Below are 23,502 nucleotides of genomic sequence, written 5' to 3'. Positions count from 1 at the left end.
TAGATTTAAAAACTGAGCATATCATAGGTTTCTAACAATTCTTGTGTCCGTAACCCTAAATATCTCCGTGTAGTCATTACATCAGCATGATTAAACAATTCCGACAATTTGATAAGGGCAAATTCCGAGTTTTCCCCAGCAGCCTCAACAACCTTACGCCCGAATGTTTTTCGCATTGAATGGGTAGAAAAATGTTCCACCTTCAATCCATATTTGCTTTTTATTGACTTGAACAGTACATTGATTCTTTGTGTACTATACACCGTCTTTTTACGACTAATAAAGCACTTTTCATTTTTATCTATTATATTCAAAGCCATACAACAGTCAGCAATATGCTTTTGAAAATTTGAATTAATTTTTATTTCCCGTCTTTTACCCGTTTTCTTTTCTACAATAACGAACTTTTCATCATCTAACAACATAGACCATGTAAGAGTAAGAATATCCGATATGCGTAGCCCAAAGAAAGAGCCACAGCCAATCAACAAAGACATACGGTATTCTTTATCACGATACAACTTTCTAACCAATGATAACATTGAATCCCATTCCATGTAATCCGAAGTAACATAGCTATTTTTTAAACTCATAATATTCTTTTTTAATTGAAATCTATGGTTTTTGAATTTAACACGAACCCTTTTATTATTAAATCATTGATAATCAACTCATATTCAAAAGTTATATTAATGAATATCAGGCTGCCATCAATAAATCCGTTGGAGTTGCCAAGGCTGCCAATACAGCAGCCTCTTTTGCCTCATAAACTCTTAATGCTTCTCTGTCAATCTCAAACATGTTTTTCTTTGCCCATTCATAACGTGCCATCCACAAACCTCTTAACACTTCCCGAACTTCGGTACTTGCTTTATGAATCAGTTCTACGAAAGCGACCATGTGCCCTCTTGCAGCTTCTCTTGCCGCTGCTTCATAATCCGCATAGAACCAAAAGAAATCATGTTCATTAATCATTCTGACCGCCTGGTTTATTATCTCTGCTGTTGACATATCATTACCTTTTAGAATTTTCACTTTGTTTCTTTATCACATTGCAAAGATAATTATCCTATTTCAAATAAGATAATATATTCGGTTAAATCCAGTTAATTATATGATTTTATTTAAATTGAGATAATATAGTATTAAAAAAGGGGAAGCAAAATCGCTTCCCCATGCCATTAAAAGACTTGGATTAAAGATTCCCACCTGAAGGACCTCCATTCCCCTTTTGTTACATCAAAAAAAGCTGTCGTTTTAAATACTTCTCGTGATTCTCCATTTCCGTTGCACATTGCCTTTGCCAATGCTGCTTGTGTTGTACCCCAACACTCTCGTAGTTCACCATTTTTCTTTTGAAAGATAAAATGTGCAATACCGTTTTTCATCTTTTCTTTCAAATTTTCAATCATCATGGCTTTTAACAAACCGATTTCAATAGAATTAGTACGAATTGCAATGACATTAGCTCTAACTGCTGTTGAATTGTTGACTATTGTAAGATTTACCATAACTATAATATTAAATTGTTCGTACTTTTTTTGATTACGATACAAATTTAGTGATTATATTTTAAATAGAATAATATATAATACAAATAACTGTTAATATTATGATTATATTTGAAATCAAATAATATTAATTAGTATTTTTGCTTGAAAATAAGAATAAGTATGGAAAAAGCAGAGTTCAGAACCGTAATCCATCTACAAATTGGTGAGACACATGAATACTACGGCTCACCATCTTCATTGTACGACAAACATACAGCCGATGAATTGGGAATTGCCCAGGCATCCCTTAACAACTATTTCTACAAACTTCCTGATAGTGCAGAACCTATTTATACAAATAATAAATGTATCATCAGGAAGGGGATTTTATATGTGAAACCTACCACAAGGGGAAGAAAAAAAACAGAATAGTCAGAAAAAAGTTATACCCAACTGCTTTATTTCTAGAAAGTAGCGGTTTTTAAGACACCTATAAAAGAATACAATGTATTGTATTTTAGTAAATTGAATTACTAAAATATCTTATATGTTATTGTTTACCATACTTGCATAAAAAGGGTATTTTCATACCCTTTTATTGTTGTAAACTATCTGACTTTGGAATTGACAGCCAATACTTTTTTAGTGCATCACTGATTTTTTGTTTTGTACTATCATCCCGTTGTTTACCATAATTGGGGTTGTTTGTACCTTGCTTTGCTAAACTCTGTTTGAATTTCGTTGCATCACTTGCTTCTCTGCTTACTCTTTTTGTCATATTGATTTGATTTATATTGAATTATTTAGAACTTTGTTGATATTTACTTATAAATAGTTTTTGGAATGGCAAAATCAACTGAAAGACAAAATATTTTTTCTTTAGAGAACATCAGTATTGATAATATAGTGGAAAAGCATATTGCACTGTTGAAAGAACGTGCCAAGCCTCAGCAAGTTATCACAAACTTTCAGGATGTAACTTGTGATAATACATTCGTGGCGCAATATGAAACCATTCAAGGAAAAAGCAAAGCCATTCCGAGAAAATTGATACTGCACGAAAAGTATACCTTCCTGATACATAAATTGATAAAAAGGTGCAGAAATAATAAAGAAGGAGATTTTACCCGTTTCAACACTAAGGTACTCCAAGCCACATTGGGAGCTGTTTATAAAGACATGTTAGACACTTTGGCAGCAATGAATATAATACGTATAGCTAACGAATATATCCCCACAATCCAAGCCCGATTGATAGAATTCAATTCCAATCTATCCGTCACTTCTGAAATGCGTTACAATGCAGCCGTTGATAAATATAACAAGAAGATGGAGCAAGAGCTAAAGAAATACGAAAAAGAACAGTTAGAAGAAATAAGGTCGGAAATGGGAAACGAATTATACGATAACTTCATTAAGTCTTTAAGTCTGCTCCATCTGACACATGAAACCGAGGCAAAGGACTACCTGAACCGACATAAGTTTATGTCAGCAAAATCAAAGGAATACTTTTCTTACATATTGGAAGAATATAAGAAGAGAGATTTCAAAATATTATCAGTAGATAGAAACCTCCGCATATACTCTATACTAACCCAATCACCAAGAATATTCAAGAATTTCACAAATATAAAATTTACATGCGACATTCATAACTCACACCCATTATTATTTAATAAAATCATAATAGACAAATATAACATAGATAATAATATTTTACATATATTATATAATAACATTAACAATATAGACAATTCTCTCTATTCTGTTGGCAAACAACTTCGTAAAACACTAATAAACAACAATATACAAGAATGCAAAATTGCAAATATCCCCAATGATGTTTGGGAGTATATTTACAAGACTTCAAAGGGGGTGTTTTGGGATGATTTTACTGATTTAGACGAATTTAAAAGGTTATTACGTTCCGATATTAAAGTAACACTGTTCCGTGAAGTATTCTACTCCAAGACGTTAACAACAAAAGGAAAGGACTTCGCAAAAGTTTTTAAGAAGAAATATCCTAGCATCTATAAGTTGATAAAGGAGAATAAAAAGAATGACCGCACCTATTTGGCAAATGAAATGATGAAGATTGAAAGTTCACTGTTCAGAAACATATTAGCCAAGTTATATGCAAAACGGTTTAAAGTACTAACCATACACGATGCAATTGTTATATTGGACGTAAAAGCGAATACCCAATGCACGCCTGAACTTGTAAAATCCATCATTGAGAAGGAATATCAACTTATTGATTTACTACCTGATGTTTCCACTGATTATTATACGGTTGATAATGTAGCAAATACTTTACAACAAGAAGAACAAGACTTGAAATTGATAAATGAACTGATAGAAAGTTTCAAAGTGATTGCCAACGATGAAACACATCCAAGATGTCAAAGCTCAAAAGAAATCATTGAAGAATTGGAGAAAGGAACGGCTGAAATTTATATAAATCATCGGACTAATCAATTTGTGTGGCATCCTCTTTTTTAGAAATCTCCAAAATCTGGACCAGAATTTTTCAAAGAACCGTTGAAGATTAAGACGGTTCTTTGTAGTTCAATTCAAAAAACTGAGTGTCGGGTTACCCAGCTCCCATGTCTTAAGGTTCATCTATTTTAGGGAAATTAGGGTCTTTGAGTTTCCATATAACCTCATTCGCATCAATTATTTTTTGAACATCAAATTCTTTTAGATAAGTTTCTATATTAGCTACATCACGTCCCATATTTTGGGCTATCAAATTCATTGACACACCATTATGATATAACATAGAAGCGTATGTATGACGGGCTGCATAAAAAGTTATATCTTCACTTATACTTATTTTTTTAGCAACCCTTTTCAAGTTTACATTCACCAAATAAATCATATATCTCATACGACTAAATTTTATTTTTTCATCTTCACAATCCTTTTCATATATTCCAAATATATAATTATTTTCATCATATTCATCCACAGTAGGCAGAAAAGGAGCAATTGTTGTAAAAAGCACTACTCCATCCACAATAACCCGAGTTGGCTTGGATGTCTTAGAGCGAAGTATCTCAATCTCATAATACAGATTTGAAACCTTCTCCATCTCTGCATTATGATACCCTCCAAGTAATACTTTTCGATAATAATCGTTAGAATCCATTCGATTCAAAGGTTTTATATCTTTCCATTTCAACTTAGCCAAATCAACCAATGCCATCCCCTGCAAAAAATAAGATGCAAAAAACAGAGATAAAGCCAAACCTTCACTATTCATAGTCGGATGTATCTTATTACATCCACGTCTTTTAAAATAAGCATTCCAATATTTCCTAACATCCTTATCATCGTCACTATCAAAAGGTTGAGCAGACAAAGGTAATGCAATACCATGAACAGACATTTTTATATCATCAACAGATGCGAAAGAATATTTCATCCTAAAATACATCAATAGCTTGTATAATTCACCATAAGTTAATGCTCTTTTTTTAGTACGCCTATCCAAATGTTGTTCAAATCCAATAAACGGGTTATTATCACGTGCCAAATATCCTTTCTCTATTGCATAGTTTATCGCAGCTTTTAAACAACAAAAATGTTTATATATACTTGTATCTCTTTTATTGGTAGCCCGAAGATAATTCTCAAACTCCTTTAACCACATTTTGTTCAATTCAAACAATTCCACATCCCGTTGAGGCGAAAAACCTTGTATCAGATTATATAATGTACGATACCCCGTTCCTGTATTATATTCACCCTTCTCTTCCTTAAAATATCTCACCCTATCATCTATCAATTCCAACAAAGTTTTTGTGGAAGGTAAAGGCTTAGAAATTTCATTTGCCAAAATTTTTGCAGAATATGGTTCTCCACGTCTCTCATAGTCTAACACTAAGTTTTTCAATTTTGACAATTCATTTGTTATTATAGAATTCATATTTACACTATAAGGATGTTTAGACCTCACCTCACCACGTTCTTCATTCCATAGCCTAGGAGAACAAGACATCTTCAAACTTTTATAAGTACGTTTTCCATTATAACATATCCGCAACATGATTGGATGTTCATCATTTGCCAACGTTTTAGATTTATACAATATAACACTAGCAGTCGCTTTCATATAATATTTAGTTTACTCTATGGTTTACATATTTGAAGTAAAAAGCCCCAATGGTTTACATTACAAATATAAACAAAATATTATATATACCTATATATTAAGTGCTTAAAACAAAATATTATTTTTCTATTTATTGCCCAAGCAAACAAACAGTATTCTACAAGGCTTCATAAGCACATTTTTTATTTAAGAACGCAAATATAGAAGTTTTCTACATTCTCTTAAAATATTTCTTCTTCTCAGTTGTCAGCATATACAGAGAACGTTTTCAAAGTAATATGTAAATCAATAAAATTAGAACATCATGAAAAAAAGATTTTTTATTATATCTTTGTTTTGGGTATTAGCCATTGCGGCTTTTGGTGCAATAGTCATGCTATTATGGAATTTCGTAGTGCCCGGAGTCTTAGGACTGGCAGCCATCAATTTCTGGCAAGCTTTGGCATTATTCGTACTTGCACGCATTTTCTTCGGAGGTTTCCCTGGTAGAGGAGCTTTCCCCAGTCGAAGAGGAATGTCCGGTGGTAAAGAAGGTAACCCGTTCCGCGCTAAATGGGAGAAGATGTCTCCGGAAGAACGCAAGGATTTCATTAATAGAAGAAAGAAGTTCGGATTCGGTGGTCCTTTCGGAAGAGACGGATTCTTCAACGAGAGAAACTTTGATAGAAACAACGATAGCGAAACTCCCAAAGAGAATGAATAATCTGACCGGCAAAGGCAACAGTTTGGAAGAACTGATTGTAGAACATCAACCCCGCTTGAAAGCATTTATCCGCAAGCGGGTTTCCACAAAAGAAGATGCCGAAGATATTCTGCAAGATGTACTGTATCAATTAGTAAAAACCATTGAAAGCACTTTCAATCCTATCGAACAAGTAACAGCATGGCTATATCGCGTAGCACGAAATACGATTATCAATAAAGGCAAAAAGATGCAGGAAGAAGAACTACCCGCTTCGAGCTATGATAAAGAAGATAATGTGCTGAGCGAGTTTTCGGAAGTGGTGTTCAGCGATGCTCCGCCTACTCCGGAAATAGAATATATGCGGTCACTCGTTTGGCAAGAGCTTGAAACAGCTCTTGCCGAGTTGCCGCCCGAACAACGGGAAGCATTCGAACTACTGGAAATGGAAGGATTGTCAGCCAAAGAAGTTGCCAGTGCCACCGGAATATCAGTCAATACTTTATTATCACGAAAACATTATGCCGTCATTCATCTTCGTAAACGGCTGAAAGGACTGTATAACGATCTTCTAAATTACTAAACTCATTTTTTAACGCTCTGCTTACCCACCGGGTAACAGCTATTTCCACAAATATTTATGAAAACAATAGTGTCAATTTTGACCATACTACTATGTATGGCCAGCCCCTCCTATGCCCAACTCATTGCTAAAGATTCTACCGGAGTCATGGCTATTTCTCTGGATGAAATAACCATCCAGGCACAGTCTGTCATCGAAAAAGGCGACCGGAAAGTCATTCTTCCGACGCAGAATCAACTGAAAATGTCATCCAGTGGCATAGACTTATTAGGCAAATTACAACTTCCCCGAATCGCAGTTGATATCATGTCGGGCGAAATAACCACCTCCGGCAACGGAGAAGTACAGTTACGGATTAATGGCGTTCAAGTTACTTATACCGAGATATCCTCCCTCAATCCCGAAAATATTCTTCGTATAGAATATCACGATACTCCGGGGGCACGCTACGGAAACGCTGCTACCGTGATAGATTATATAACCTAAAACAAAAAAGCGGGAGGCAGCATCAGCGGCAGTGCCATCCACAGCCTTAGCAGCAACCGTACTTCTATTGACGATATGGTTTCCGGAAGATATAACTATGGAAAGTCTGAAATCTCAGCCAACATACGGTATATACAACGCAAAGGAGACTGGACACGCGAGTATGACGAACGCTTCATCTTCCCCGACAAAGAACTTCATCGCCTGGAAACCGGAGAGCCAACGCTGTTCAATAAGAAATTGTTAACTTCCAGCCTGAACTACAGCCTGCAGGAGAAAGGAGAATATCTCTTTAATGCACAATTCAGATATACCCTGCAAGATAATCCTGCCGGATATGAAGACCGGAAGAGCAAACTCTACACATCTGATTCCGAAATTCCGGTATCCATCTACGACCACACCAAAGAACGGAACCACCTGCCATCCCTCGATCTATACTATCAGCAAAATCTAAAGAATGACCAACGTCTCATATTCAATCTTGTTGGCACGTACATCAAGAGCAGCAATACACGCATTTATCAGAAGAAGCAGGAAGGTATCGCAAATACAGAGTTATACTCCGATATTGCCGGAAAGAAATATTCGCTGATAACCGAAGCTATCTATGAGAAAAAATTAAGGCAAGGAACACTGACGGGAGGTCTCAGACATCTGCAATCTTATACAGACAACCGATATGAAGGGAAAGATGCGATGGACGTCATCCTGAAACAAGCGGAAAGTTATGCCTATGCCGAGTATAAAGGTAAAATTCAGAATTGGGGATACATGGCAAATCTATCACTCAACCGTTTCTACTATAGCCAAAGGGACAACTGTAATGAAAGATATGGCCTCCAGCCTTCTCTTTTAGTATCTTATAACCCTGTGAACAATCTGCATTTCCGCTATCATATCAATTTGAAAAACAATGCCCCTTCTATAGCCTATCTGAATGATGTGGAGCAAAGAATCGACATCTTACAAACACGCAGAGGTAATCCGAACTTAAAATCATTTCGCAGTACTATTCAGGATTTTAATGCAGTATTCAATACCGGAATTTGCAGCATTGATGCCCTGGTGAGCTATACATACGAAAAGAGTCCCATCATGGAATCTGTGATTTATGAAAAAGGAATGTTCATCCACACTTATGAAAATCAGAAGTCCTTCCAACATCTGACAGCAGAAGTCACATTCAAAATCAAGCCCTGGAAAGATTATATCAGCCTTTCCATTACACCGGGAATCAACCGGTATATAAGCACAGGAAACAATTACCTGCACACCTATACCCTAAAGGAATTACGTATCAACCTGGATGCTTCCTATAAAAACTGGCTTTTGAACTTTATGACTATCACCCCGCCTAACCGGTATGTATACGGTGAACAATTGCTGAAAGGGGATCTGATGCATACGCTCATGATAGGTTATAAACAACCAGCATGGTCTATTATGGCAGGAATACACAATCCATTTATGAAAACTTACCGTTCCGAGAATGAGAACTGGTCTGCACTGAATCCTGTAAAATCAGATATACACAGTACCAATATGTCAAATACCATCGTTGTCAAGCTCAACTTCAACCTGAACTTTGGACGACAATACAAGGGTGCCAATAAGAGAATTCAGAATATGGATACAGATTCCGGTATTCTGCAAGGAACCAAAGAGTAGCCATTACATTGGATCTACATCATAATAGACGATTAAAGATTTAAAACGATCCTCCGCCACCATCTCTTTCTGAACCTGCACCAACAGTTCACGGGCGCGAGCCATCGGAGCATTATACTCTATCTTGACAATAATCTTTCGGATAAATAATGTTTGTATCCGGGCAACAGGCGGTTTATCCGGTCCCAATACACGATTACCGAAGACTGCACGCAACTTGCCTGACATGGTTTGTGCCATCAAGTCAAGCAGTTGCTCGTTGCGGTTTTTCAGATAGACGTACACCAAACGATAGTAAGGCGGGTAGTGGAACATCTGACGTTCAGCAAGCTGTCCCGCCACCATCTGGTCAAAATCGTTATGGATGACCTGAGCTATAATAGGGTGATCGATACTTTTTGTCTGCAAAATTACACGTCCGCGCTTATTCTTCCGTCCGGCACGTCCTGCCACTTGTGCCATCAACTGAAAAGCACGCTCATACGAACGGAAATCAGGATAATTCAGCATCGTATCTGCGTTCAGAATACCTACCACACTGACATGATCAAAGTCCAATCCTTTAGAAACCATCTGTGTGCCTATCAATATATCCGTTTTCCCCTGCTCAAAATCTGCAATGATACGTTCATAAGCAGAACGGGTACGGGTGGTATCCAAATCCATACGGGCAACAGCAGCTTCTGGAAATAAAATCTTGATATCATCTTCTATCTTCTCTGTACCAAACCCACGATTACGCAAATCAGTACCCTCGCAAGCCGGGCACTTATGGGGCAATTGATAGGTATAACCGCAATAATGGCAAGTCAGCTGATTCAATCCTTTGTGAAATGTCAGACTCACATCACAGTTTTTGCACTTCGGCACCCACCCGCATGTATTACACTCAATCATCGGAGCAAAGCCACGCCGGTTCTGAAACAAGATGACTTGTTGCTTTTGATCCAAAGCCTCATGAATATATTGAAGCAAAAGTGGCGAGAATGGTCCGTTCATACGCTTCTTGCGATGCAACTCATGGATATCCACGGGGATAATTTCCGGTAATTGAATTTCTTTATACCGCTCTTTCAGCTCCACCAGTCCATACTTTCCGGAAGAAGCATTATGCCAGGTTTCAATAGAAGGGGTAGCTGTGCCCAGCAAGGTCTTGGCACCATACATGGCCGCCAGTATGATTGCCGCATTTCGGGCATGATAACGGGGAGCCGGGTCCTGTTGTTTATAGGTGTTCTCATGTTCTTCATCCACAATCACCAACCCGAGGTTACGAAAAGGCAGGAAAATAGAAGAACGAACTCCAAGGATAATATCATATCCCTTTTCCGTCAGCTGCTTCTGCCAGATTTCTACACGCTCGGCATCCGGAAATTTAGAATGATAAATGCCTAAACGATCTCCGAACACCCGTTGCAGACGTTCGGTAATCTGAGTGGTAAGAGCTATTTCAGGTAGCAGGTACAGTACTTGTTTTCCCTGCTGGATAGTTTCTTCTATCAAATGAATATAGATTTCTGTTTTCCCGCTGGCAGTTACCCCATGGAGCAGGCACACATTCTTAGATTGGAAGCTTCGTACAATCTCATCATATGCCATTTGTTGATGTTCATTCAAAGGATTAATGGGAAGAATTTCCCGAAGAACTGAATTCAGCCGTCCCACTTCCTGTTGGTAAACTTCAAAGATATGTTTATCTACCAAGCCATTGAACACAGCCGGCGAAGCGGATGCCCGCCGCAATAGTTCTTTCTTATTAACCTCTTTGGGAAAGCTTTTCAGCCCGTCACCTCCCCAAATACCGGATAGTTCAATGTATTTCATCAGTAAATCCAGCTGCTTCGGAGCACGCGCCAATTCATCAAAAAGTTCTTGCAGCCGTTTTTCATTCCGTACTTCGTCCGCCAGTCGCACACGCGTTTCGGTCTTTGGCTTATAAGTCCGGCGAAGTTCTTCTTTTACAAAGATGGCCTCCTTATCCAGTAAGGATTTAATTACGGAAAGTATATTCTTGAGACCGCTGTCTTTTTCCAATTTTGTCACACACTGTTCGGGCTCCGCAGAGAGCAAATCCAATATCCTCTGCTCACGCTCCGGCAAACGAACTTCCGATTCAAAATCCGGATTATACTCTACCATCGTCTCGCTCTCCAATTTCAGGCCGGAAGGAAGAGCAGCCTTATAAACATCGCCTTGTGTACAGAGATAATAATCTGCCAGCCACTCCCAGAACTTAAATTGTTCCGGCAATAAAATCGGATGGGCATCCAATAATGCAGATACTTCTTTTACCTCATAATCCGCCGGCTTACAATAATGTACGTTACGTACAATCGCTGTATAATACTTCTTACGCCCGAACGGAACTACCACCCGACACCCCATTTGCACCTCATCCGCCCATTCCTCAGGCAAAGAATAGGTAAAATAGCGGGGCAGAGGCAAAGGCAATATGACATCCACAAATTTCTTCATTGCGGCGCAAAGATACAATAAAAAAATAGCGTTGCCAATCAAAATCAGCAACGCTATTATATCGCAATAGATTCTACTTTCTTAGAAGAGATAAGCAGCGGATATTTGCCAAGTCTTGTTTTTTGCACCTACGGCATCTACGGCATTTTTAAGAGTAAAACTGTCTCCCAATGGGAACTGATAGTTTACACCAACTTGCAAGTGTTTGATCAGTTTTACACCAACTCCCAGATTAAGCCCTACCTGAGCTTTCTTCCGGTCAATTCCGTCTTTCTTCTTAAAATCAAAGAAGAAATCAGGACCTGCAGCAAAATAAACGCCCAACAGACTACCTAAGCCAATCGTATACTTCAAATTAACGGGAATTTCTACTCCGGTTTGCTTCACTTCATCTTTACCTCTCTGCGAGAATAACAAAGCACCATCAACACCCAAGCCTACAATAGGAATCGTAATTTCAGCCATCGGACCAATAAAGAAACCGGCAGAGTTGTCCTTGTTACCTTTATATCCGCCATCCCAGTCTATCTTTGTCAAGTTGACACCACCCTTTACACCCCATTTAATGAGTTGGGCCTGAGCAGGCATAGCCATAAACATACAGCCTACAGCTATAATGAAAGCACTAAAAATCTTCTTCATACTTCTTTTTTGTTTAAATTATCGGGACAAATATATGGATTTATTCTTAAAAAGAACAATAAAGATTCATTTTTGTTCAACGGCGTTGTCGTCGTACTGACGCCTTCGGGGCTGCTGCTTCCCGCTTAGATACCGATTGGGACTTACCTGCGGAAGCTTTTAACTTTGATGAGGAAGAAGATTTACTTTTGGTTGTAACAGCATTGTCACGCCCCCTTTTCTTCGAATTAGTCTTCGCTGTTTTTATTCCCGAAGCTGTGGAAACCGAATCCGTTTCTTCTATAAGGTCCCTGCCATACAATGTATTTTCAAAATCCACCAGTTCTTTTTCAATCCGCTTCTGCTCTTTCACCATGGCGCTATCCGTAGGGCAATATTGTGACAAAGTACGATTTTGCAGATTGGTTGTTTTATAAATATCTCCTTTATACAAACGTGCCGTAAAGAAGTCATCCCAAGTACTGTTTGCCGCATTATTATAATTGCTAACGGAGACTTTTGTCTGAGTCAGATAGGGAACCAAGTCTTTATAGTTCACCCAAAACATAGGTAACTTCACTTTCTCCGAACTGAATTCTTCCGAACGATGCAACACCGGACAGATAGCTGTTATCACTGAGCCATAAGTAGAAGTACGCTGATCAAAATACCATACCTCCTTCACAAAGTAACTCAATACATCCGCTGAAGGTATATCACTATTACTGATAGACAAAACACTGTCACGGCGATTTGCCACTTTCTTCAGTTCATAATAAATTTGAAAGCGATCCAGCACATCACGGAAAGTCACCTCAGCATCTTTCTGAAAGCGCTCCGTACCATCCAGCTGATATTCATAAGCCGGAATCTTCTTTTGCGCCAGCAAACGGAACACGGTAGCGAAAAGATTCATCTTATTTCCCTGCGGTTCTACCGGATAGTATAATGTACCATTGGTATCCTTTGTCAAATCCAGCGTACGATAGATTTCGCGCATCCACACCACATCCTCCGGCAAGCCAGGCGAACCCGGATATTGCCTTTGCGCCCACCCCACTGAAAGATTCAGTGCACAGAGTGTGACAGCTATCATGAGTTTCAAGGAAAGTTTCATAGTCTTATACCTTATTATATTCGATTTCTAATTTTAATTCACAATCACTTCCAACGTAGTAGGCAGCAAACGCTCCACCCCATCCGGCCCCACCGCACGAACCCGGGAAATATAGAAACGTTTACCTCTGGATAAACGGCGAAACATATCTTTCTGACGTGTAGAGAATGAAGCCCCCGAAGACACTTCCGGCACGGCATTTCCCATATTATCAAAGAAAACAGTTTCAAATCCCAGCACCCGGAAGTTGATATTCAACAAACCATCATCAATAGCAGCTACAATGCCGGGAGTATTCATCAAAATTGCTTTAGACAATCCACGCCCCCCCCGATATCGTTTAGGTGTCCCGTCTTCCGTATATTCTATAAACGGTGAAGGATCAGGCAACTGGCGCACACGATAAGTATAATCCCCCATCGATTGCGTACGTCCGTCAACGGATGCCGTCACACGAATCACTACATCTTTACCGATAGTCGTAGGATGAGCAATGTACCCGTTTCCGGCACGATTCAGAGTTCCGTTTCCATTCACAATACTTGCCTGTACCTGTCCCCCCGGCACTCCGGGAACAGAAATACTGATCGGATTATCGTATCCGGCATAGAGTACATTCATCATTGTAGCAGAAACCGTAGCAGTAGGTTCAACCACCGTATATTTCTGTGAGAACTCTCTGCGAAGCACTTCGCCATTCCCTTGCGCCAACTCCAGATAACCATCCAAAAAGAACTCCCCTGTACGGTTACAAACAGTTTCGAACCATCCTTCGGCATTATCCGGTTGCTTTTCACCGGCTATATAAATAGAAGGGCGCTGGGTAGAATCCACAGCAGCCAGAATGACACGGGCACTGTACGTACCACCGCGCACCACATTCTGAGAGGTAGGAATGACATAAGCCTGAAGTTGATTTACACGTACATCCTGTACATCGGTATTCTGCGTCAGCAAATGCAATACTTCACCTTCGGCATAGCGCACATCACTTTGCAGTTTGGTTAATAGGGTGACAGCCGCGGCCACCGGAGTATTTTCAAAGATATATTCCTGCCAGTTTTTTCCGGCTGCTGACGCCTTACGCGGTACTTCGGTACCCAAATTATCACGGATAATCTTCTGTTGTATCGGATCGGTAACAAGAGTCAGAATATTTTCCCGGTATTGATTGATCCGGTTGAACAGCGCTTTGCCCTGTCCGCTACCGGGTGCAAGCATCACAAAAGAAGCTGCTTCCAAATCTTCTTTATTGGAGATATTGGCAACATCCCCATTCTTGCCATCCGCTTCCTTCACAATGCGTAGTTTCAATTCATCCACATAGGTATAGAGCGAATCGGACATATTCTTCACACGTACTGCTTTCTCAAACCACGGTCCTATTTTCTCAGGATTACGTTCGTTGGCACCGGCAAGCCCATCATACAGTGATTGATTCTGCACGGTAGAGTTTGCCGTTGTACGGGAAAGACTTTCATCTACCAATGAAAAACCATTCAGCACATCCGACGAAACGTTGAGTGCCAGCATCGCCATCAGGACGATATACATCAGGTTTATCATCTTCTGACGCGGAGAATCCGGATTGGTGTTCAGAGACATGAGGCTATTTACAATTTAGCAATTTACTATTTACATCTTGGCTATACGATAGCTTTAACTCCCACCCTATCGCTTCACCACTTTATCACTTAACCTGCACAGCTTGCAACATGCGGGCATAGACAGCATTCAATTCTTCTATCTGACGCGCCATCTTACGGGTTTGCTCATGCACCTGATCGATTGTATTGATCTGAGTGCTGGCACTGCGAAGCTGCATCTCATAGATAGCATTGATACCTGCAAGATTACGGTTTAAGGCACTCATCTGCTCAGCATCATGTGAGAGAGATTCAGCCTGTGCCGTAAAGCGCGAAAGCATTTCTGTCATTTCTTTCAGTTGGGCTATGTAAGCCTGCGTAGTTTCTTCCATTTCAGGAGTAAAAGCAGGAGCCGGAGTTCCGGGTGAATAATGATTCGCTCCTACAGTCACTGATACCGGCTGATTTGAAGAAGAAGATTGTCCTTTATAAGAATCATTCGCCCATCCGTCAGCATTGCCGATTGCAGCATTGCCGGTTATAGCATCTCCCACCACAACAACACCAGCGGATGGGGGTGTCTCCGTCTGTCTTCTCGGCAAGTCAAATGCAGAAATGAAAAATACCAGAACTTCCGTTCCCATCCCAATCCATAACATCAGATTGGCACCGGGCAAGTGCGTCAGTTTAAACAATGTGCCTGCAATAACAATGGCAGCACCCCAGCTATAGGCATAATTCATAATGACCTTGCCACGGTAACTCGCCATAAAGTCCTGCAACTTTTGTCCGAAATCCCTCTTTTTATTTACAGTGTCTTTCTCCATCATCTTAGCATTTTACCATCTTATCATTTTCCCTTCTTATTATATCCCACTTGCGTACGTACACAACGGAACCCTACATACGAGCGTTGTTCATTCTGATACTCCGCCGTACGGGCATCCGAACGGATAAACGCGTTCACATCTTTCCATGAACCTCCACGCACCACTTTCTTTTTCAACGCATACGGGTCATCCGGCGCGGCATTATACTGAATATCCGGATTGATGTCACTTGCTTGCAAAACTCCAGACTCGGTATAAGCCGTCGAAGTCCACTCCGCCACATTACCTGCCATGTCATACAATCCGTTCGAATTAGGCGTATAAGCCCCCACACGGGTTGATATCAGATTGCCGTCTTTGGTGTAATTTCCTTTACCCGGCTTATAGTTTGCATTGTAGCATCCCCGGTCATCCTTCGTTTCTTCACTGTCCTTCCAGGGATATTTGTTATCTTCCCGGCCTCGTGCGGCAAACTCCCACTCCGCCTCAGTCGGCAGACGGTAGCGCTGAATATACTTCGCCTGTCCGCGCAGACCTGCAAGCAGATAGTTCGTGCGCCAGGCACAGAATGCATTCGCCTGTTCCCAACTGACCCCCACCACCGGATGTTCGTTGTAACTGGGATGGTTGAAATACAGACGCATATATTGTTCATTATTCGCATTCGGAAAGTCATTCACCCAACAGGTTGTATCGGGATAGATATTCACAATATAACTATTAAGGAAATCCCATTCGCTGGACAACGGACGGGTAATGGTACGGTTCACAATCCGCCCTTCATCATCAATGTATGCCGTATCCTTTGTTATCATAACCACTTCTTCCGGGTTCACCTGTATATCAGTGTTCTTGACACGTTCGGAAGGGTTCAAACGATTGTGGCGCTTGGCTGCCTCAGCATAATCATAAATCTCATAATAATAATTCATCTGACCGGCATCCAGCATCAGCGTACCGTCGATAGGATGACGTTTATATACACTCTCAATAGCCATCTGCTCATCTTCTGTCGCCCGCCTCCAAGGAATAGGTTTCGACCAGTTCAGATAAGGTTTGATAGGATTTCCTTCCCGGTCTTCTTCTATCTTATATAATTCATTACCGCCATAAGCAGGATCTGCCAGACGTTCACGGATAATGGAATCGCGTACCCAATTGACAAACTGTTTATATTCGGCAACCGTCACTTCCGTATCATCCATCCAGAAAGACTCGACTGAAATTTCCCGTGAAGGAACGATTGTTCCCCACAAGCTGTCTTGCTTGTCGGGTCCCATTTTCACCGAACCACGTTTCACCAGCACCATACCGTAAGGTGCAGGCTCATTCCATGCCACGGCACTGGCTCCTATCACTTCGCCACCTCTCATGGAACTGTTTCCCACCGTCCCCATGCACGAAACCAGCGAACCGAACAGCAATAAAGCCGCCCCGTACCACACATGAATTGTTTTCATTCCTTTATTCTTTCCCATTGTTCGTATATTCTCTTACAAAATCCGTACACTCTTATGCAAGTTCCGGTTTTTCTTAAATACATTCAAGTCCAATGCATACCTCACTACCAGATCGTGGCTACCACTTGCGACACCTATCTTCGAAGTAAAACACTCATAAGCATATCCTAACGTCACACCCCGCACCGTCAATCCGAAGCTGAATGTCACCGAGGTATCCGGCGAATAAGTCAATCCTCCACTAAGCACCCGGGAATGATAGGTATAAAACAATCGCCCCGTTACATCCAGCCTTGTAGAAGTAAAATCACTTTGCAACTGCATAGAAGGTTGTATGGAAATTAACGGATTACGCGTCTGAATATTGTATCCACCTGTCAAATAAAAGATAGGATGTATTTTTATTTGGCTTTTGTCTCCCAGAGAGACACAGGGAGCCGTCAGGTGATGGGCAGAAAATCCTGCATAAAACTTAGGATGCGAATAGTATCCACCCAATCCGAGATCAACGGCCATTCCACTCTCCGCAGCTGTCGGAAAAGCTTCATCATCCGTTTCATCTCCAAGATTGATATCAGACGGATCAAACGATACGGTCAGCATCCCCACTTGAAGTCCGATACCCAACTTACCTTTCCGGATTTTCATCTGATAGGCATATTGCCCCCAAAAACGTTGATTACGGAACAGGCCGATCCCCTCATTGAAAAAGCCAACACCCACACCATGCTGCTTATTGAACAGAGTAAAAGGCATATCAGCCCCAAAGTACATTACGCGCGGAGCATGTGTAAAACCCATCAACTGCATGCCATACGAACCATAAATATTCATTTTATTATCTGCCTGCCCCGCCCAGCCGGGATGATAATATCCCTTCACCTCCCAGTATTGACTGAAGCGTGCATCAAATTGCGCCTGACCTTTTGCCGCACAAAAGAAAAGACAGATAAAAATAGTATATTTCAGGATACGGCTACATTTCATCAATATAAGAACTGATAAAACGAGAAAAAATTGTGTAAAACAGAATCAAAAAGAGAAAGACAAATCACAATACTGTTCTACCCCACTTATAGTAGCTTCTAGCTTCTTATAAAAATCAATAGCTGGCTTGTTCCATTCTGACACTTGCCAACGCAATCTGTGGCAGCCTTGATCTACCGTATTTGTCATTCTCTCAGGCAAATTCTCAAATTCAGCAAACTCTCTGAACAAAGCATTAATCTGATTGAAATCTGAGGTAGTAGCTTCCCGTATATTAATCTCCATACTTTTTTTGAGGTTCCTACTGTGTAAAACTTTATTTTTAGCAAATATATATCACATGTATGAGATATACAATCATGCATCTGAAAGTTTACGTTTAAACAATGACCATTTTGATTCTTTACATTTTCACCGCTATTCCTTTACCTTCAGCCCGGAAGAAATGTACAAAACCGTTCAGAAAGGAAACATCTTTTTTGCCTCACTTGCAGAAGATTAAGACTTGTTTAAGTGCCTGTCCGCATTCTAAGCGTGGTTTGTGTGAATAATCATGCCGTTTTGCACTTTCATCTCTTTCATCGGCTTTCAGCCTGTTGCCGTATCAATTTCCCTTGCTTCGTCTTCCGGTGTATTTTGGGGCTGTGTACGTTCGCACTCCAGCGTTTCGGAGCGTAGCGGTTCTTGGGTGTAGCGTTTCGTGGCCCAACATGCGATCCGAAAGGTATCTATGCTTCTCAATGTCAGCAGCATAGGGACATGACATCTGAAACTTATTACCTTGAGAACTGGAACTCCCTTTGCTTTGCTGCTCAAGATGGCATCTTGTGTAGTTTAAGATGGCATGTTATACTACACAAGATGCCATCTTGAGCAACAAAGGTAGTCATGCTTCAGTAGATATGCAAGCTTTTTGCGGGGGAAAGGTAATAGTGATGTACGTGCTTATCACTCTTTGTTCATATCCCGTACACTAATGAACTAATTCCGCCAATTATTTGTATATATAAAAAAAGAAAGCTATGACGCAGATAAAAATCAAACGGGTCTATGAAGATCCCGAAGCAGAAGACGGTTACCGCGTATTGGTAGATCGTCTATGGCCTCGCGGCATGAAAAAAGAATATCTGAAATATGATGTCTGGGAAAAAGACATCACGCCTTCCCCCGAACTCAGGAAATGGTTTCATGAAGATACGGCAGGACATTGGGAGGCTTTCTCAGATATGTATCGGAAAGAACTGGAAACATCTGAAGCCACACGGAATTTTCTGGCAGCAATCAAACCCTATAAAACGGTTACTTTGCTATATGCCTCCAAAGAACCTGTCCGCAATCATGCCCGCATTCTGCAACAGTTTCTGGAAGCCAACCTTGGGCAATCGTGAATATTCACTATCTTTGCAGCAGTCATCCCCTCAAAAGAGCCGGACGGCCTAACTATTTTCTGAAAGGACAATCATGATAGAGTTGCGAACAGTCAATCTGACCCGTTACATCACCCCTTTGCGCGAAGGTGGTTCGCTACCAGCACTGGCGGAAGCTGATGACGAATTCAAATACGTCGTAAAGTTTCGTGGTGCCGGCCATGGAACAAAGGCATTGATATCCGAACTAATTGGTGGAGAGGTTGCGCATATACTTGGATTCAGAGTGCCGGAGCTGGTGTTTCTGAACCTCGATGAAGCATTCGGACGGACCGAAGGAGACGAAGAAATACAAGACTTATTGCAAGGCAGCCGCGGACTGAACCTAGGGTTACACTTCCTTTCGGGGGCCCTGACATTCGATCCTGTAGCAACCAAGGTAGATCCGGAACTGGCCTCACGTATTGTCTGGCTGGATGCCTACCTGACCAATATAGACCGTACTTTTCGCAACACCAATATGCTGATGTGGCACAAGGAACTTTGGCTGATAGACCACGGCGCTTCTCTTTACTTTCACCATTCATGGGAAAACTGGAAGAAGCATGCGGTAAGTCCGTTCACCTATATCAAAAATCACGTGCTGCTCCCCGAAGCATCCCGACTTGAAGAAGCCGATACCGTCCTTCGTCCCATGCTGACTGATGAAAAGATACAGCAGATCGTCGCACTTATTCCTGACGACTGGCTGAACTGGGAAGACACCCATGAAACGCCCGAAGAAATCAGAGATATCTATACCCGCTTTCTGACCGAAAGACTGGCACATTCCGAAATATTTGTAAAAGAAGCACAGAATGCAAGGAAAGCACTTATATGAGTACGCAGTTATTCGCCTGGTTCCCAAAGTAGAACGTGAGGAGTTCTTCAATGTGGGAGTAATCCTTTTCTCGAAAAGGGCAGGTTACATCAAGTCCGTTTGTCAGGTAAACGAGGACAAACTGAAGCTATATGTTTCCGAAGTAGACCGGGAATTGGTATTTGCCCATTTGGATGTATTTAATAAAATATGTTCGGGAGCCAAAGACGGCGGCCCCATTGCCCAACTTGATGTACCGGAACGTTTCCGCTGGCTGACTGCCGTGCGGAGTTCCTGTATTCAAACGTCCCGTCCGCATGCCGGTTTCTCCGACGATCTGGACAGGACGTTAGAAAGATTATTCAAAGAATTGGTTTTATAGTGGAGCAGCATACTTCGCCTTCAGTTCCTCTACTCCCATTCCGGTAAAATAGTCTTCAATAAAATCCCAGCGTTTCGTATCATCCATTCCATCCGTTCCGAAGAAGAAAGAGAACAGTTCGATCTGCTCCTGGAATATCTGCTCATTATTCTCAAGTATCAGATTGTGATATTCATCAGAGGACGCGATCTGCAGTAAACTCTCAGGATCATCGAAAAACACCTGCACACAAGGCGTACCCCCACCTTCTACACTGAATGAAAGACAATCGAGCATGGAAAGGAGATTAAGCAGCATATTCAAATCAGAGAACGGAGTACTATAGAACAATAACCGGTCACCTTTTTTACCCACAATGCGCTGGCTAAAGAGTTTCTGATAGCGCGACAGCAACAAGTCAAATCCTTTCGTCACCGTGAAAGAAAGTTCATTGGAGTCTTTCTTCTTCACACTACTGATATAGCTCACACTACGCCCTTCTTCCGTACGTGACTCCAGCAGTGAACCTATGAAACGTTTTGCTGACGGCACATCCATACCATGCTCGGCAAATATCGCACGCAATTCTTCTTCATCAAAACGCCCTTTAGTCTTCCGCAACTTATCAACAAGCAAAGTCTTCAAACTATAGAATAGTCCATCCATTCGTTGGCGAATTACGGCTGCATCTTCTTTCAGCAATACTTCATGCTTACCCACAGACACTGCACGGGAACCTTCCCACAACGTACCACTATTTAATTTCTGTTTAAATTCTCTATATCCCAATCCTGCGAAACGTTCTTCCCACAGTTTCTCCAAACGTGCCGTGTATACATCTTCCGTGCCCTTCACCTTCGTAAGATAATCCTTGAACTCATGAATAAAAACATCACCAGTCTTATCCTGAATATATCCTTCCGTCAGCAGGTTTTGCGGACTCACTTCCAACAATTTCTTTCCATAACGATGACTCAAATCATCTTCCAACCATAGCAGAGCAGTCTTAATCAATTGTCCAAGTTCCGCTTCATATTCCAGCTTATTCTTCATTCTTGGCAATTTCACCACAAACTCAAAGTCAGACAAAGACACCAGCATTTCCTGTTTTTCGCCTTTCATCCGGTACACTTCCACCAGTTTCTTCAAAATCAGCGACAACTGTTCCTGCGCTATATTACCCGCCATGTGCAGGCGCTTCATATAATAGAAATCCCTTTCATGATAATCCGTTGCCGAAATACCATGAATATCCGTATCACGGGCTGCACGTCCGATCTCTTGTATATAGTCCACAAATGTGCTGGAAGGCGCCACATGATACACCCGGTCGATATCACTGATATCCACACCCATGCCGAATGCTTTTGTAGCCACAATCATGCGCTTCCCGCCTTCTTTGAACTCCTGTACAATAGCAGCTTTTTGTTCTTTGTCCTTCTTACCATAGTAGGAGGCGACCAGATGCCAATCCGTCGATTTCACCCACGTTTTCAAACGCATATCGATACCACCTGCAAAAGGATAATAAAGAATAGTCTTATGCCCGTCGAGGAAATCCTCCACACGGCCAGCCACAACACGCTGTTTAGCTTTATCATAGGTTTCTCCTTCCTCTATCTCCATCTGCCGGATATCAAAGCCGATGTTCCGGCGTTTCACTGTACCTGCATAAAGCACACATGGCTCCATTTGCAATGAACGGATGGTTTCGAACACCATGTCATTCCCTCCTTTCGGATTCCATACAGCCGTAGCCGTCAGTGCAAAAAGCGGGAATGCATATCCAAGGCTTTTCTTCAAGCCTTGCAGATAACGCCCCAGAAACCAATAATCCACACGAAATTCCTTGCCCCATGTAGTTACCGTATGGGCTTCGTCCACTACGACCAGACCGATACGCCGTTCACCTGCAAAGTGCTTGATGTCATACGAAAGCAACAACTCCGGTGAAAGATAGAATAGATCCACTTCACTTTCACGCACCTGCCTGTACACTTCGTTCTTCTGTTCGGGCGACAAATCAGAAGAGGCATACGCCACACGCATGTACCCCAATTCCTGCAAGCCTTCCACCTGGTCTACAATCAATGCTTTCAAGGGAGATACGACAATGGTAAGCATCCCGTATTCGTTACCCAGATAGATGGCAGGCAACTGAAACAACAGGGATTTTCCCGCACCGGTAGGTGCTGTAAGCAAAATGTTATCCACATCTTCTCCTCCATTCCGGGCTTTCTCCGCTTCGACAATAACACTTTCTATCAATTGCCCCTGTGAAATTTGAAGCGTGTCCTTCCCCTTGAACAAATCGTCGTACACTTCCAGATCACGAAATTGTTCGTAACCGTAAGTCGCTTTTAAAAGCGTGTATACCGCTTCCCGGCAATCTCCGGGTAAGTGCCGTTCTTTTAGTTCCGGCAGGCGGCATACCGTTCTTTCTCGTGTTTCAGTCATAAATGGAATAATATAAAAAAGAGGCAATCCTCCTAACCTGTTATAAACAGATCTAACGGACTACCTCTTTCTATGTGTTAACTACCTTGTATTTCTCCAACCGGAACAAGGCTTAAAAAGCATGCTAATACTCCTCTTCGTTAAAGAAGAAATCCTCTTTGCTGGGGTAATCGGGCCATATGTCTTCAATACTTTCATAAATATCGCCTTCATCTTCCATTTCCTGCAAATTTTCAATCACTTCAAGCGGAGCGCCCGAACGAATGGCATAATCTATTAATTCGTCCTTGGTTGCCGGCCAGGGAGCATCTTCCAGTTTAGATGCTAATTCCAATGTCCAATACATAAGT

General features: G+C 41.3%; 25 protein-coding genes. 9 read left to right on the top strand and 16 right to left on the bottom strand.

The annotated features are described in order from the left end of the window. Positions 1-5: 5 nt before the first annotated feature. From VYM24_RS08090 to VYM24_RS08080, 3 genes are all read right to left on the bottom strand, one after another. A complete protein-coding gene (locus tag VYM24_RS08090) occupies positions 6-593 on the bottom strand; it encodes a tyrosine-type recombinase/integrase (RefSeq protein ID WP_234259155.1) in 588 nt (195 codons plus the stop codon). 106 nt (positions 594-699) lie between these two features. Beyond that, a complete protein-coding gene (locus tag VYM24_RS08085) occupies positions 700-1,011 on the bottom strand; it encodes a hypothetical protein (RefSeq protein ID WP_217056935.1) in 312 nt (103 codons plus the stop codon). A 170-nt stretch (positions 1,012-1,181) separates the two neighbouring features. Continuing rightward, positions 1,182-1,511, bottom strand: a complete 330-nt coding sequence (locus VYM24_RS08080; RefSeq protein WP_032595040.1) for an SH3 beta-barrel fold-containing protein — start codon at positions 1,509-1,511, stop codon at positions 1,182-1,184. Between the two features lie 162 nt (positions 1,512-1,673). On the opposite strand from VYM24_RS08080, the gene VYM24_RS08075 reads away from it, so the two are divergent. Further along, positions 1,674-1,925 (top strand): hypothetical protein, encoded by a 252-nt coding sequence (locus VYM24_RS08075; RefSeq protein WP_050447963.1) that lies wholly within the window; start codon positions 1,674-1,676, stop codon positions 1,923-1,925. Positions 1,926-2,088: 163 nt separating this feature from the next. On the opposite strand, the gene VYM24_RS08070 is transcribed toward VYM24_RS08075, so the two are convergent. After that, entirely contained in the window at positions 2,089-2,271 is a 183-nt protein-coding gene (locus VYM24_RS08070) for an NUMOD3 domain-containing DNA-binding protein (protein ID WP_234098614.1), read from the bottom strand. A gap of 65 nt (positions 2,272-2,336) precedes the next feature. Here VYM24_RS08070 and VYM24_RS08065 point away from each other — a divergent pair, with 65 nt between their 5' ends. Beyond that, a complete protein-coding gene (locus tag VYM24_RS08065; protein ID WP_234259157.1) occupies positions 2,337-3,995 on the top strand; it encodes a hypothetical protein in 1,659 nt (552 codons plus the stop codon). A gap of 109 nt (positions 3,996-4,104) precedes the next feature. Here the strand turns inward: VYM24_RS08065 and VYM24_RS08060 are convergent, their stop codons facing one another. Beyond that, the gene (locus VYM24_RS08060) at positions 4,105-5,610 is read right to left on the bottom strand and encodes a site-specific integrase (protein ID WP_217056929.1); all 1,506 of its coding nucleotides are present in this window, start codon (positions 5,608-5,610) and stop codon (positions 4,105-4,107) included. A gap of 304 nt (positions 5,611-5,914) precedes the next feature. Between VYM24_RS08060 and VYM24_RS08055 the strand changes: the two genes are divergently transcribed. From VYM24_RS08055 to VYM24_RS08040, 4 genes are all read left to right on the top strand, one after another. Beyond that, positions 5,915-6,313 carry a hypothetical protein gene (locus tag VYM24_RS08055; RefSeq protein ID WP_291550150.1) on the top strand — a complete coding sequence of 133 codons (399 nt, stop codon included), beginning with the start codon at positions 5,915-5,917 and terminating at the stop codon, positions 6,311-6,313. Continuing rightward, positions 6,306-6,875 carry an RNA polymerase sigma factor gene (locus VYM24_RS08050; protein ID WP_291550148.1) on the top strand — a complete coding sequence of 190 codons (570 nt, stop codon included), beginning with the start codon at positions 6,306-6,308 and terminating at the stop codon, positions 6,873-6,875. Before VYM24_RS08055 ends, VYM24_RS08050 begins: the two co-directional genes overlap by 8 nt. Before the next feature lie 57 nt (positions 6,876-6,932). Next, positions 6,933-7,361, top strand: a complete 429-nt coding sequence (locus VYM24_RS08045; protein WP_330941935.1) for a hypothetical protein — start codon at positions 6,933-6,935, stop codon at positions 7,359-7,361. A gap of 75 nt (positions 7,362-7,436) precedes the next feature. Then, positions 7,437-9,032 carry a TonB-dependent receptor gene (locus tag VYM24_RS08040; RefSeq protein ID WP_330941934.1) on the top strand — a complete coding sequence of 532 codons (1,596 nt, stop codon included), beginning with the start codon at positions 7,437-7,439 and terminating at the stop codon, positions 9,030-9,032. Positions 9,033-9,035: 3 nt separating this feature from the next. Here VYM24_RS08040 and priA read toward each other — a convergent pair whose 3' ends face one another. The 9 genes from priA to VYM24_RS07995 all read right to left on the bottom strand — a co-directional run bounded on the left by priA (position 9,036) and on the right by VYM24_RS07995 (position 18,861). Next, positions 9,036-11,507 (bottom strand): replication restart helicase PriA, encoded by a 2,472-nt coding sequence (gene priA / locus VYM24_RS08035; protein ID WP_330941933.1) that lies wholly within the window; start codon positions 11,505-11,507, stop codon positions 9,036-9,038. Between the two features lie 81 nt (positions 11,508-11,588). Next, the gene (locus VYM24_RS08030) at positions 11,589-12,149 is read right to left on the bottom strand and encodes a porin family protein (RefSeq protein ID WP_299088787.1); all 561 of its coding nucleotides are present in this window, start codon (positions 12,147-12,149) and stop codon (positions 11,589-11,591) included. Between the two features lie 76 nt (positions 12,150-12,225). Beyond that, positions 12,226-13,245 carry a type IX secretion system ring subunit PorN/GldN gene (porN, locus tag VYM24_RS08025; protein ID WP_330941932.1) on the bottom strand — a complete coding sequence of 340 codons (1,020 nt, stop codon included), beginning with the start codon at positions 13,243-13,245 and terminating at the stop codon, positions 12,226-12,228. A gap of 33 nt (positions 13,246-13,278) precedes the next feature. Next, positions 13,279-14,850: a type IX secretion system motor protein PorM/GldM gene (gene porM, locus VYM24_RS08020; RefSeq protein ID WP_291550141.1), complete on the bottom strand. Its 1,572-nt coding sequence runs from the start codon at positions 14,848-14,850 to the stop codon at positions 13,279-13,281. An 85-nt stretch (positions 14,851-14,935) separates the two neighbouring features. Beyond that, positions 14,936-15,661, bottom strand: coding sequence for a type IX secretion system motor protein PorL/GldL (gene porL / locus VYM24_RS08015; protein WP_291550140.1), 726 nt, complete (start codon positions 15,659-15,661; stop codon positions 14,936-14,938). A 20-nt stretch (positions 15,662-15,681) separates the two neighbouring features. Further along, positions 15,682-17,139, bottom strand: a complete 1,458-nt coding sequence (gene porK / locus VYM24_RS08010) for a T9SS ring complex lipoprotein PorK/GldK (RefSeq protein WP_291550139.1) — start codon at positions 17,137-17,139, stop codon at positions 15,682-15,684. Between the two features lie 15 nt (positions 17,140-17,154). Next, positions 17,155-18,108, bottom strand: a complete 954-nt coding sequence (locus VYM24_RS08005) for a PorP/SprF family type IX secretion system membrane protein (protein WP_330941931.1) — start codon at positions 18,106-18,108, stop codon at positions 17,155-17,157. Positions 18,109-18,153: 45 nt separating this feature from the next. Further along, the gene (locus tag VYM24_RS08000) at positions 18,154-18,393 is read right to left on the bottom strand and encodes a hypothetical protein (RefSeq protein ID WP_291550136.1); all 240 of its coding nucleotides are present in this window, start codon (positions 18,391-18,393) and stop codon (positions 18,154-18,156) included. 303 nt (positions 18,394-18,696) lie between these two features. Further along, entirely contained in the window at positions 18,697-18,861 is a 165-nt protein-coding gene (locus VYM24_RS07995) for a hypothetical protein (RefSeq protein WP_291550134.1), read from the bottom strand. Between the two features lie 269 nt (positions 18,862-19,130). Between VYM24_RS07995 and VYM24_RS07990 the strand changes: the two genes are divergently transcribed. The 3 genes from VYM24_RS07990 (at position 19,131) to VYM24_RS07980 (ending at position 20,716) form a co-directional block, all read left to right on the top strand. Then, positions 19,131-19,496, top strand: coding sequence for a DUF488 domain-containing protein (locus VYM24_RS07990; protein ID WP_291550132.1), 366 nt, complete (start codon positions 19,131-19,133; stop codon positions 19,494-19,496). A 76-nt stretch (positions 19,497-19,572) separates the two neighbouring features. Then, the gene (locus VYM24_RS07985; RefSeq protein ID WP_034755023.1) at positions 19,573-20,355 is read left to right on the top strand and encodes a HipA family kinase; all 783 of its coding nucleotides are present in this window, start codon (positions 19,573-19,575) and stop codon (positions 20,353-20,355) included. Then, complete coding sequence (locus VYM24_RS07980) at positions 20,333-20,716, top strand: DUF3037 domain-containing protein (protein ID WP_007212026.1); 384 nt, start codon at positions 20,333-20,335, stop codon at positions 20,714-20,716. Before VYM24_RS07985 ends, VYM24_RS07980 begins: the two co-directional genes overlap by 23 nt. Here VYM24_RS07980 and VYM24_RS07975 read toward each other — a convergent pair. Continuing rightward, entirely contained in the window at positions 20,711-23,152 is a 2,442-nt protein-coding gene (locus tag VYM24_RS07975; RefSeq protein ID WP_330941930.1) for a DEAD/DEAH box helicase, read from the bottom strand. The two genes, VYM24_RS07980 and VYM24_RS07975, sit on opposite strands and share 6 nt — an antisense overlap. A 124-nt stretch (positions 23,153-23,276) precedes the next feature. Next, a complete protein-coding gene (locus tag VYM24_RS07970) occupies positions 23,277-23,498 on the bottom strand; it encodes a DUF2795 domain-containing protein (protein ID WP_007212024.1) in 222 nt (73 codons plus the stop codon). Positions 23,499-23,502: the final 4 nt, after the last annotated feature.

This window comes from Bacteroides sp. MSB163 (genome assembly GCF_036416795.1).
Lineage (GTDB): Bacteria > Bacteroidota > Bacteroidia > Bacteroidales > Bacteroidaceae > Bacteroides > Bacteroides maternus.
This window is presented reverse-complemented; position numbering and strand designations above follow the sequence as displayed.

Excerpts from the sequence above, each read along its gene's own strand:
- VYM24_RS08000 (WP_291550136.1), bottom strand. The coding sequence starts at position 18,393 with ATGGAGATTAATATACGGGAAGCTACTACCTCAGATTTCAATCAGATT.
- VYM24_RS08030 (WP_299088787.1), bottom strand. The coding sequence starts at position 12,149 with ATGAAGAAGATTTTTAGTGCTTTCATTATAGCTGTAGGCTGTATGTTT.
- VYM24_RS08045 (WP_330941935.1), top strand. The coding sequence starts at position 6,933 with ATGAAAACAATAGTGTCAATTTTGACCATACTACTATGTATGGCCAGC.
- porM (WP_291550141.1), bottom strand. The coding sequence starts at position 14,850 with ATGTCTCTGAACACCAATCCGGATTCTCCGCGTCAGAAGATGATAAAC.
- porL (WP_291550140.1), bottom strand. The coding sequence starts at position 15,661 with ATGATGGAGAAAGACACTGTAAATAAAAAGAGGGATTTCGGACAAAAG.
- VYM24_RS08090 (WP_234259155.1), bottom strand. The coding sequence starts at position 593 with ATGAGTTTAAAAAATAGCTATGTTACTTCGGATTACATGGAATGGGAT.
- VYM24_RS08005 (WP_330941931.1), bottom strand. The coding sequence starts at position 18,108 with ATGAAATGTAGCCGTATCCTGAAATATACTATTTTTATCTGTCTTTTC.
- priA (WP_330941933.1), bottom strand. The coding sequence starts at position 11,507 with ATGAAGAAATTTGTGGATGTCATATTGCCTTTGCCTCTGCCCCGCTAT.
- VYM24_RS08065 (WP_234259157.1), top strand. The coding sequence starts at position 2,337 with ATGGCAAAATCAACTGAAAGACAAAATATTTTTTCTTTAGAGAACATC.
- VYM24_RS08050 (WP_291550148.1), top strand. The coding sequence starts at position 6,306 with ATGAATAATCTGACCGGCAAAGGCAACAGTTTGGAAGAACTGATTGTA.
- porK (WP_291550139.1), bottom strand. The coding sequence starts at position 17,139 with ATGGGAAAGAATAAAGGAATGAAAACAATTCATGTGTGGTACGGGGCG.
- VYM24_RS08080 (WP_032595040.1), bottom strand. The coding sequence starts at position 1,511 with ATGGTAAATCTTACAATAGTCAACAATTCAACAGCAGTTAGAGCTAAT.
- VYM24_RS08085 (WP_217056935.1), bottom strand. The coding sequence starts at position 1,011 with ATGTCAACAGCAGAGATAATAAACCAGGCGGTCAGAATGATTAATGAA.
- VYM24_RS07990 (WP_291550132.1), top strand. The coding sequence starts at position 19,131 with ATGACGCAGATAAAAATCAAACGGGTCTATGAAGATCCCGAAGCAGAA.
- VYM24_RS08040 (WP_330941934.1), top strand. The coding sequence starts at position 7,437 with ATGGTTTCCGGAAGATATAACTATGGAAAGTCTGAAATCTCAGCCAAC.
- porN (WP_330941932.1), bottom strand. The coding sequence starts at position 13,245 with ATGAAACTTTCCTTGAAACTCATGATAGCTGTCACACTCTGTGCACTG.
- VYM24_RS08060 (WP_217056929.1), bottom strand. The coding sequence starts at position 5,610 with ATGAAAGCGACTGCTAGTGTTATATTGTATAAATCTAAAACGTTGGCA.
- VYM24_RS08070 (WP_234098614.1), bottom strand. The coding sequence starts at position 2,271 with ATGACAAAAAGAGTAAGCAGAGAAGCAAGTGATGCAACGAAATTCAAA.
- VYM24_RS07995 (WP_291550134.1), bottom strand. The coding sequence starts at position 18,861 with ATGCTGCTGACATTGAGAAGCATAGATACCTTTCGGATCGCATGTTGG.
- VYM24_RS07970 (WP_007212024.1), bottom strand. The coding sequence starts at position 23,498 with ATGTATTGGACATTGGAATTAGCATCTAAACTGGAAGATGCTCCCTGG.
- VYM24_RS07980 (WP_007212026.1), top strand. The coding sequence starts at position 20,333 with ATGCAAGGAAAGCACTTATATGAGTACGCAGTTATTCGCCTGGTTCCC.
- VYM24_RS07975 (WP_330941930.1), bottom strand. The coding sequence starts at position 23,152 with ATGACTGAAACACGAGAAAGAACGGTATGCCGCCTGCCGGAACTAAAA.
- VYM24_RS08075 (WP_050447963.1), top strand. The coding sequence starts at position 1,674 with ATGGAAAAAGCAGAGTTCAGAACCGTAATCCATCTACAAATTGGTGAG.
- VYM24_RS08055 (WP_291550150.1), top strand. The coding sequence starts at position 5,915 with ATGAAAAAAAGATTTTTTATTATATCTTTGTTTTGGGTATTAGCCATT.